Source organism: Metabacillus rhizolycopersici, from assembly GCF_020075705.1.
Map to the genome: position 1 here is coordinate 1 of NZ_JAIQUM010000126.1, position 8,866 is coordinate 8,866.

Below are 8,866 nucleotides of genomic sequence, written 5' to 3' on the forward strand. Positions count from 1 at the left end.
ATTATATACGAGATACCATAATTTAAGGTAGCTCAGCTTTCTTATTGTCAAAAATTGAATTAATCATATCATTAACGAAACCAAGCAAGTTTAAACCATTATTTATTTTCACAGAAAAAGGATCTTCGACTGGAAGATCCTTTTAGCTGCTTGTTTAATTAAAGCGCCCTTTAATGGAATAACTAAATATGATTTCAATCATAAAATCAATTATTTCTTCTTTCACTAAAGCTACCCGTTTGTTTAAGTATAATGCTTCACGAAATATAAAAATTCTTCCCTAAATTTAGAACTTATATTTTACTAACCTATGTTAAAAAGCGACTATCTGCATTAAGCAATCTTATCTGTTCGAACGAGTTTTTAGAAATTCGTCTATTTCAAGGAACCAAGATAATAACCACCAAGGAAAATAGTCAAAATAAGGACAAAATGAATAATTGCCCAACCAAGTCTGCCAAATTTCAAATGATTTATATTGATTGGCTTTCTTAGATCTCTAGGAATAATTATACCGCCAATCCATTCAAAAACTAAAAAATATATCCACCACCATGTATAAGAATCCCAAAAGTCCCATTTAAAGTTATAGGTGATGAGTCTAGTATTTGTTAATGCCCATGTTTCTAAAAACATTCCTATATGAATAATCGTCCAATAAAAAGGTATTTTCCATCCCCACTTCTCTGGACTATAACGAACTGATAACAGAACCATTATAGGAAAGGAAAGTGTAACAACAATTATAGGCATACTTTCAATCCTAGGGAATAATAGATATGGAAATGAATAAAAATTAAATTTCACAAACATATAGCAAAAAATGTTTCCAGCTAAAGCTGATAAAATAAATAACAAACCGTATCTTTTCTTATCTAATCTTTAAAAAAAGATAAGGCAAAAAAAGCCAACGATAATCACAATAATATGGGTAAAAGATTCGATATTGAGTCCAATATTTATATTCAGTTAACATTTTATACGCATTTCCCTACTTAAATAGTGTTATTATCTTTTGTCACTATTATTTTCCCTACTTAACTATCACCATTCCTTGAATAAGGAAAAAGCGACATTCTTTAATGCACCCGTTACTTGAAGAAAATCTTTTTTGGCGTGGTACAAAGAAAAGCAATTGCTGCTTTAGTTTCAATTGGAAGAATAGGTGAACCTGAAGAAGTTGCATATGTGGTTTCTTTATTGCTGTCTGATGAGCCTCATATGTATCACAATCTATCTATACTGTTGATTACGGTGTAACCAATTATTAGGATAAAAGTAGGCTCATCTCTGTATGTCCAGGTCGCTTTCTTCAAATGCGAATGTTAATTTCCTGAAAACTAAGTGATTGCGTAGGTTTCATGATTAAAAACCATACTAACTTATGGTAAAGTTCTCCTTTATATATCTAAATGAGGTTTTATTTACCTCATTTTATATAACGTATTGCTATTAAATTCTTGATATAGCTTTAGGAATCCTTAATTCAGCTAAAAAGAGAAAAAACCCCACCAAATGACATAATTGAGGTGGGGTTACATATCGAACTTGGTCAGTACCAAGCTCACTTGTTCTTCATCACCGCCATTGCTTCTAAGAAAATATCTTGAGCGATTGTATTTAATTGGTCGATGCTTTCAATATCTAACAGTATATTAATATAAGTAGCTAAACTGTCGAGAATTGATTTAACTACGACCTCTGAAGCGTAATAGTTGCGAATATAATTGCTATTTGATAAAGCTGTCACGAGTTGGATATTGGCTAATGATGTGAGCTTATTGTTCGTGCTCGCCGTTAATGCAATTGTTGGCACACTTTTTTGTGATGCCGTTTCAAATAACTCAATGAGCTCCGCCGTTTTACCAGATTGCGAAATTCCAATGATAACCGTTTCTTCATCCAACAGAAATTGCATTTGCTTCATGGCATATGAATCTGTCGCATACACTAAATTTAATCCTGTCGTCAAAATTCGACTATAAAACATTTTTACCATAAAGCCGGAATTTCCAGATCCTGCAATAAAGACCTTTTTCGATTGTGCAATTAATTTTGCGGCCTTTTCTAGCTCATCGTAATTAATAAAATCGAGCGTGTTTTTTAGAGCATTCATATTATTTAACAACGTTGCTTTCGTAATCGCTTCTGCCGAGTCCAAGCTTTCAATTTGAAAAAATTCATCATCTAACTTTTTCGAATGATGCGCTAATGCGACTTTAAAATCGCTAAAACCACGATAGCCGAGCAGCTGGCAAAAACGAATAATACTTGATTCTGAAACATTCACATGTGACGAAATCATTTTTACATTATTTTTAATGATCAAGCTACTATTGCTTAAAATACAGTCTGCAATTTTCTTTTCTACGCGATGAAATCCTCCATACATACTTTCAATGACTAACAACGGGTTTTTCTCCATCCTCCATCCTCATTCCTCACTCATTCATATAGATGCATTTATCTTACCATGTTTCATCTTCGAGAATTGTAAAAATACGCATTTACGGAATTTACATTCTTTTTACAATATCTTAATGGAATTTTACTCCGTAATGTTGTACATTTGATTCGTCAGATAAATTGCAATAATAAAGGGAGAGAGAAAATGAAATTCGTACATTTCACTGATACGCACTTACTACAGAACATTGAATCAACAAACCTGAGGCCTATTTTCGAAAAACTATCGAACCACAATGAGAAATTTAAACAGGCATTAATCAATTTAGAACTTGAGGATGTAGAATTCATTTCGATTACAGGAGACTTAATTCACGAAGGATCTATTGAGGAATATGCAGAGCTAAAAAAACTACTAGACACATACGTACCAAATACACCGGTGTTCTTAACTTTAGGTAACCACGATGTGAAAGAGAATTTCAACAAAGTATTTTTAGGCGAAGAACATACAAATGCTTATTACTATGTGAAAAACCTAGAAAATTATCGAGTTGTCGTATTAGATTCAGCAATTATCGGTGAGCATAGCGGAGCAATTCAGGATGAACAATTACAGTGGCTCGAACAAACTTTAGCAGAAAATTATCAGCAAGGAACATTAGTCTTTATGCATCACCCAATCGTCTGGGAAGAAAAAGCACTTTGCATGGAGAACGCAAAAAAGCTTACTTCTATCCTTACAAATAGTGATGCCATTGGCGTTTTTACAGGGCATACACATATGAACGGTTTACACTATATCGAGCATATCCCGCAATTTACGTCAGAAGGTGTGGCATTTGGATTAGTAAAAGAAAAAGATAACTGTCTTTCAGTAACAAACCAAAGCGGCTATAACGTTTACACAGTGAAAAATAAATTAATCGAAATGAAACGTTCACATATTAAACCTGATTTAGAACGACTTTATACATTAAAATCCGAACAAGTCTTTAGAAAACACGCTACAGAAGACACAAAAGTTTAAGGAGAATGACGATGAAAAACAATAAACTAATCCTCACTTTTATGGTTATTTTCACATTATTACTATTAGCTGCTTGTGGACAAGATGACAGTACAACAGAAAAAACAACAACTCCATCAGAAGAAGTTGTATGGGAAGAGAACTTATTAAACCCTGACGAACCGACAAAAGTCACTTTTTACTCGTATAGCCTTGGTAATGCATCCATGAAAGACGGTGTCGAAAAATTAATTAATAACTTTAACGAAACGATCGGTGCTGAAAAAGGTATTGTCGTTGAAGGTGTCGTTGATGCAGATTACACAAAATCAAGAACAGATATTCAATCTGGTTTACAAGTAGACATTATTCAACAAACATTCCCTGGATTAGACGGCGCGCGTAACGATTTAGGCGTAGTAGCATTTGAAGATGCTTTCCCACAAGAAGAGCTAGACGCTCACTTTGAAGGGATTCCAGACACTGCATTACAATTAGGTGTTATTCAAGACAAAATGTACGGTATGGCATTCACATTTAGTACACCAATTTTATATGTTAACGGTGATATTTTTGAACAGGCTGGTTTAGACCCAACAGTTGCCCCAAAATCTTGGGAAGAAATGTTTAAAATGGCGAAACAAATTAAGGAAAAAACCGGTATCTATGGTCTAGCATTATCTCCATCAAACTCTACTGGTTGGGTATCAGACAGTATTTTATATAGCGGGGGATCAGAAATTTTAAACGAAGATAAAACTGCTGTTGTTTTTGACAATAAAAATGCCATTTCAACGTTAGAAACATGGAAACAATTTTACGCAGAAAATGTAGCAATCGGTGGTACAGATACAGATGCTGTTCAAGCATTTTTATCTGGTAATGCAGCGATGCACCTTCAATCGACTTCACTTTATAGCGGCTTTAAATCAACTGCTGCATCTGCAGGTTGGGATTTATATGGATATGCAATGCCAGGCTTTAAAGGTGAAGAATCAATTCCGACAAACTCAGGTAGTGCGATTGCTGTAAGACCAGACTCAGAGCAAAAAGCACAGGCGATTTGGGAATTTGTTAAATATATTACAGGTGATGAAGGTTACACAACTATTACAAAAGATATCGGCTATTTACCTTTACGTCCTTACTTAGCTGAAGATGAAAACTACTTAAAAGACTTCGTAGACGAAAACCCGATTATTAAATTAAATATTGAACGTCTATCAAATATTAAACCTGCCACAATTTGGCCTGGTGAAACCGCGAACGAAGTACAGCAGCTTTACTTAGATATGTTCGATAAAGCATTGACGACAGATCGAGATGTAGCCGAAGTAGTGAAAGAGACACAAGAAGAAATTAACTCACTGTTAGAATAAGTTACATGATACATGGTGGCTATTTCTGGCCACCATACAATTTTTAATTAAAAGGAGCTCTTATGGTTATTAAAAGTGACATTCCAATTCATGAATCGCCCAAGTCAACTGAATGGAGCCAAAGGAAAATAAAACGAAAGAAAAACTGGCTACCATACTTATTTATTTTACCTACCGTATTACTTATTGCGTTTTGGTTATACAAACCTTTATTACAGAACTTATCTTATACATTTTATGACTGGAATATGCTGCCTGGCACAGTGCCTCAATTTGTAGGCTTTGAAAACTTTACAACACTTTTTTCACATAAAGATTTTTCCATAGCGATTTATAACACTCTTTTTTACATTATTATTATGCTACCCTTTTCGATTATCATCCCGCTTTATTTAGCGAATATGACACAGGAGCTATCAAAAAGCTATCGGAATTTTTACCGCGCATTACTATTTTTGCCGATGATTGTTGCACCTGTAGCAATCAGCATTATTTTTCAATGGCTACTGCACCCAACGAATGGATTAGTAAACAATATTTTGTTACAACTAGGACTTATTGAAAATGGTATTCAGTTTTTCACAAATGAATTTTGGGCAAAATTTATGATTGCGTTAATTGCTGGATGGAAAATGATCGGCTTTAGTACATTAATTTTTTCCGCAAGCATTGGCTCCATTGACCAAAGCTATTACGAAGCGGCTCGTTTAGATGGTGCTAGTAAACGTAGAATGTTTTATACGATTACGGTTCCGCTTATTTCGCCAACGTTAATGCTATTACTAACGATGAGCATTTTATTCGCGAATGAATGGACATTTGCGTTTATCGACGTATTAACTTCTGGTGGACCTTATGGCTCCTCTACAAATCTTTATTACATTATGTACGATTTTGCCTTTAAAGATATGAACGTCGGGCTAAGTGCAGCCGCATCACTTATGTTTTTAATTTTATTTGGCAGCATCGCCATCATCCTACAAATCATAACAAAAAAAGTTACATTTTATGATAACTAGTGGAGGATTGATTTTATGATAAAAAAAGCTAATATACAAAACCATCTCGTGCTGATCATTTTTTCGATATTATCCATTTTTCCAATGTATTGGATGGTTATTTCATCTTTAAAAAGCGAATCAGAAATATTTAGTTTTTCGTTATTTCCGTCAGACCTAACATTTAGTAACTATAGCTATGCTTTTGAAACGATGCCTCTTGTTAAAATGCTACTTAACTCTGTAACGATTAGTATTTTAACAACGGCCGGCCAATTAATTATTGCGATTTTATTCGCCTATGCCTTTACACGTTGGGATTTTAAATTTAAAGGGCTTATTTATTTAGCACTATCTGTTACATGGTTAATTCCACTACAAGCGATTATGGTACCAAACTATGTTCAAATTAACGAACTTGGCATTAACGGCACGGTTTGGGGCATTATCGTACCTGGTCTTTGCTCTGTATTTGCTAATATTTATTTATACCAATCATTTAATGCATTCCCCAAAGCATTATTTGATGCAGCAAGAATTGATGGCATTAGTGAGTGGCGCATTTTAGTAGATATTGTATTACCGAATATGAAGCCGACGATTGCAGCACTCAGCATCATTTTAATTATTAGCTCATGGAATGATTATTTATGGCCAATGCTCGTATCACGCACACTCGAAAGCTCACCTATCCAAATCGGCTTAAAATCATTTGTAAGTAACGACAGTAATTTATGGGGCTCTCTTATGGCTGCAACGACGATTTCTTGTATACCGATTTTTATTGCGTACATCATTTTACAGCGTTCAATTATGGATACGTTCTTAAAGAAAGGAATTAAATAATGGTAACCTACTTAACGGAGAAACTAATCATGCTTGAGGGAACTTACAATTTACGAGAGTTAGGTGGCTACAGAGCGCCAAATGGCCAAACAATTTTGCCACATAAATTATTAAGAAGTGATGGCCTGCATTCATTATCGAAAGCAGACGAAGCATATTTAATTAAGTATGGTGTGCGTACAATTATTGATCTACGAAGCACAAAAGAAGTAGAAGAACGTCCTGATACGTTTATGCACGACCCTGATATTCAGTATGTCCATGTACCTTTTTTAGACCGTATGCTTAACAATGCTAGCGATATGATTAAAATGGACTCTTTAGCAAATGTGTATATTGATATTTTAATAAATAACCAGCCATCTATTAAAAAAGTTTTTAATATTATTAGCTACAACATAAATAACGGCGTGCTCTTTCATTGTGCAGCCGGAAAAGATCGCACAGGTGTCATTGCGATGCTGCTTCTTTTACTTTGCGATATTGAAAAAGAAACGATTATTGAAGATTATAGCTGGAGTGCCGCACTAATGGAGCCTGTATTTATGCATCAAAAGCAAGAAATCACCAATGCCGGCTATGAAGTGCCCGCTTTTATTTTCGAATCGAATAAAGACGATGCACGACTAACACTCCAATATATTGAAAACAACTACGAAAATGTACAAAATTATTTAGCAGCAGTCGGTATCGAGAAAAATGAACAACAACACTTAAAAGAAGCATTGCTAGGGGGCAATTTTAATGGGCAAGATTGAGCTGAAAAATATTTATAAAAAATATGATAAACAAGTCGTTGTCGACCATATGACTTTAACAATCCCAGACCAATCTTTTACAGTTATTTTAGGCCCATCTGGATGTGGTAAATCTACATTACTAAGACTTATTTCGGGGTTAGAAGACATCGAATCCGGTGAAATTTCAATTGATGATCACGACGTTACGTATCTCGAGCCAAAAGACCGAAAAATCGCTATGGTATTCCAAAATTACGCCCTATATCCACATATGTCTGCCTACAAAAACGTGGAATACGGCCTAAAAGTACAAGGCATGCCAAAAGAAGAACGTACACGAATGGTTCTCAATGCACTCAAAATGGTCGAACTCGAAGACCAAGCAAACAAATTACCTGCACAAATGTCAGGGGGCCAAAGACAACGTGTAGCTTTAGCACGCGCCATGGTCAAATCACCTGCTGCGTATTTAATGGACGAGCCTCTCTCAAACTTAGATGCTCGCCTAAGGAATCAAATGCGTCAAACAATTTCAACACTACATGCCCAGCTAAACAAAACATTTGTTTATGTCACACACGATCAACTCGAAGCTATGTCGATGGGCGATAACATTATCATCTTAAACAAAGGAAAAATTATGCAACAAGGCACACCAAAAGAAATTTACATGAACCCAGCCAACTTATTTGTTGCCAAATTTATCGGTTCTCCCCCAACAAATATCGTGGAACATAACAACGTATTTGTAGGCATTAGACCCGAACATATTTTAATTGACCAACAACAAGAACAGGCACTCAACTTAACAGGTCACGTCATCTCTGTCGAGCTACTAGGTAGCGAAGCCATTTACAAAGTCAAAACAACACTTGGCGAACTACTTGTCAAAACTGAAAACACATGGAAGGAAAACAATAAATCACTAAGCTTAACTATCCCACTCGACAAAATCATGTACTTCGACCAAATCGAACAACGCATATACGACTATGCAGCATTAGAAGCTCAGCTGCTGAGCCAGTTCAATGACCGTTTGGCCTTTGCTACGGTTTGAATTGAAAAAGCCGATAATCTTTTTAAAATGTCCTTTACAAAGCGTACACTTTATTTAGGTTATCGGCTTTAGTTTTTAGAAAATAAAAAACGCACTTACTTATGATACGGTTCACTGTAAATATTATACTTGTCAATAAACCACAGTTATTCCAATCTTTCTTCCACAATCTGGCCCTTTAGTTGAACAAGATCTCCCAGAATCAGATGAATACGTTATACAAATCTAGTTTACATAAAGCCAATTAGAGGAAGCTACATCAAAATAAACCCCTTGGGCACCAAGGGGTTTATTGTTTTTTATTTTTATTGTTTATGTATGATTTTATTCAACTAAAAAAGGATATTTTATCTAAGTCCTCTTCCGATATCGGCCCCACCTACGCCAGATACTATGACAGCCACACGTGCCATCCAACCCATTATTATCAT

Annotated in this window: 8 protein-coding genes and 1 pseudogene; 7 read left to right on the forward strand and 2 right to left on the reverse strand. The window is 35.1% G+C overall.

The genetic code is table 11. The annotated features are described in order from the left end of the window. Positions 1 to 375: 375 nt before the first annotated feature. A pseudogene (locus K9V48_RS26055) lies at positions 376 to 861 on the reverse strand (CBO0543 family protein); the annotation flags it as partial. A gap of 255 nt (positions 862 to 1,116) precedes the next feature. Between K9V48_RS26055 and K9V48_RS26060 the strand changes: the two are divergent. Then, a complete protein-coding gene (locus K9V48_RS26060; protein ID WP_224142003.1) occupies positions 1,117 to 1,260 on the forward strand; it encodes a hypothetical protein in 144 nt (47 codons plus the stop codon). Between the two features lie 304 nt (positions 1,261 to 1,564). On the opposite strand, the gene K9V48_RS26065 is transcribed toward K9V48_RS26060, so the two are convergent. Then, the gene (locus K9V48_RS26065) at positions 1,565 to 2,425 is read right to left on the reverse strand and encodes a MurR/RpiR family transcriptional regulator (protein ID WP_224142004.1); all 861 of its coding nucleotides are present in this window, start codon (positions 2,423 to 2,425) and stop codon (positions 1,565 to 1,567) included. A gap of 186 nt (positions 2,426 to 2,611) precedes the next feature. Here K9V48_RS26065 and K9V48_RS26070 point away from each other — a divergent pair, with 186 nt between their 5' ends. The 6 genes from K9V48_RS26070 to K9V48_RS26095 all read left to right on the forward strand — a co-directional run bounded on the left by K9V48_RS26070 (position 2,612) and on the right by K9V48_RS26095 (position 8,435). Next, complete coding sequence (locus K9V48_RS26070; protein ID WP_224142005.1) at positions 2,612 to 3,436, forward strand: metallophosphoesterase family protein; 825 nt, start codon at positions 2,612 to 2,614, stop codon at positions 3,434 to 3,436. An 11-nt stretch (positions 3,437 to 3,447) separates the two neighbouring features. Then, positions 3,448 to 4,794, forward strand: a complete 1,347-nt coding sequence (locus K9V48_RS26075) for an ABC transporter substrate-binding protein (RefSeq protein ID WP_224142006.1) — start codon at positions 3,448 to 3,450, stop codon at positions 4,792 to 4,794. A gap of 62 nt (positions 4,795 to 4,856) precedes the next feature. After that, positions 4,857 to 5,813, forward strand: a complete 957-nt coding sequence (locus K9V48_RS26080; protein ID WP_224142007.1) for a carbohydrate ABC transporter permease — start codon at positions 4,857 to 4,859, stop codon at positions 5,811 to 5,813. Between the two features lie 15 nt (positions 5,814 to 5,828). Then, complete coding sequence (locus K9V48_RS26085; RefSeq protein ID WP_224142008.1) at positions 5,829 to 6,638, forward strand: carbohydrate ABC transporter permease; 810 nt, start codon at positions 5,829 to 5,831, stop codon at positions 6,636 to 6,638. Positions 6,639 to 6,667: 29 nt separating this feature from the next. Beyond that, positions 6,668 to 7,396 (forward strand): tyrosine-protein phosphatase, encoded by a 729-nt coding sequence (locus K9V48_RS26090; RefSeq protein ID WP_224142009.1) that lies wholly within the window; start codon positions 6,668 to 6,670, stop codon positions 7,394 to 7,396. Then, positions 7,383 to 8,435 (forward strand): ABC transporter ATP-binding protein, encoded by a 1,053-nt coding sequence (locus tag K9V48_RS26095; RefSeq protein WP_224142010.1) that lies wholly within the window; start codon positions 7,383 to 7,385, stop codon positions 8,433 to 8,435. The genes K9V48_RS26090 and K9V48_RS26095 overlap by 14 nt, the downstream gene beginning before the upstream one ends. Positions 8,436 to 8,866: the final 431 nt, after the last annotated feature.